Source organism: Halorhodospira sp. 9621 (assembly GCF_022228055.1).
Lineage (GTDB): Bacteria > Pseudomonadota > Gammaproteobacteria > Nitrococcales > Halorhodospiraceae > Halorhodospira > Halorhodospira halophila_A.
Map to the genome: position 1 here is coordinate 1 of NZ_JAJNRD010000100.1, position 802 is coordinate 802.

The window sequence follows — 802 nt, forward strand, 5'->3', positions numbered from 1 at the left end:
GCTGACACAGGGGAGGTCCATCGAGCCCTCCGAGGCAGCGGCGCCTCTCCTCAGGCAGGCGTGCCCCGGGGATCCGTCTCCACTGCGAAGCACTTCGCCTCGGCAGCCACCAACTCCTTGGCGGCAAGCATCCGCACCGGCGGACTGGCTTGGTTAAGGGACTCATAGAGAGCCCGGCACTCCGGGACGTAATGACGCGCAAAGGCCAGATCGTGATCAGCAATGGAGGCAAGGTTGCTGGCCAGATCGGCGCACTTGATGGTCTGAACCCAGCCCGGTGCCTGGCGCAACTGCTTAACGGCGCGGGCCTTGCGCTGGTCGCGGGGCTCGCCCTCCTCGATCGCGGCGCAGGTCAGCCACATCACCCCGGAGCGAACACGCTCTCCAAACTGGGCGCAGAGCATTCCGGGCTCTAGGCCGGAGTCCTCGACAGCATCATGAAGCCAGGCTGTGATCAGTGCGTCGGTCTCCTCCGTACCGAGCCGGGTCAAGGCCGCCACCTCCGCAAGGTGCTTCCAGTAAGGCTCGCCGGTATAACGCCGACGTTGATCGCGGTGAATGTACATGGCGAGGGTGATGGCTTCGTAGAGGCGTTGCTCGTCGCGGGCCGATGGCTGCTGCGAATCGGTCATGGGCCTGCTCTCGCGGTCTATGGTGGCCGACGGGGTCGCGTTTGCTGCATCTACTTTACCGGTTTCACGACCTGCTGCCCATGCAAGGGCGTAGGAGCCGGGAGGGGCTCGGCAGCTAAGCGTTGTTTGCTCCTATCGCCGTCGACGCCGGCAGTCGCCCCTGTGTCAGG

1 protein-coding gene is annotated in these 802 nt (G+C 65.1%); it reads right to left on the minus strand.

The features are described from left to right. Positions 1-50: 50 nt before the first annotated feature. Complete coding sequence (locus LRF89_RS13275) at positions 51-632, minus strand: HD domain-containing protein (protein ID WP_238637377.1); 582 nt, start codon at positions 630-632, stop codon at positions 51-53. Between the last annotated feature and the right edge of the window lie 170 nt (positions 633-802).

Excerpts from the sequence above, each read along its gene's own strand:
- LRF89_RS13275 (WP_238637377.1), bottom strand. The coding sequence starts at position 632 with ATGACCGATTCGCAGCAGCCATCGGCCCGCGACGAGCAACGCCTCTAC.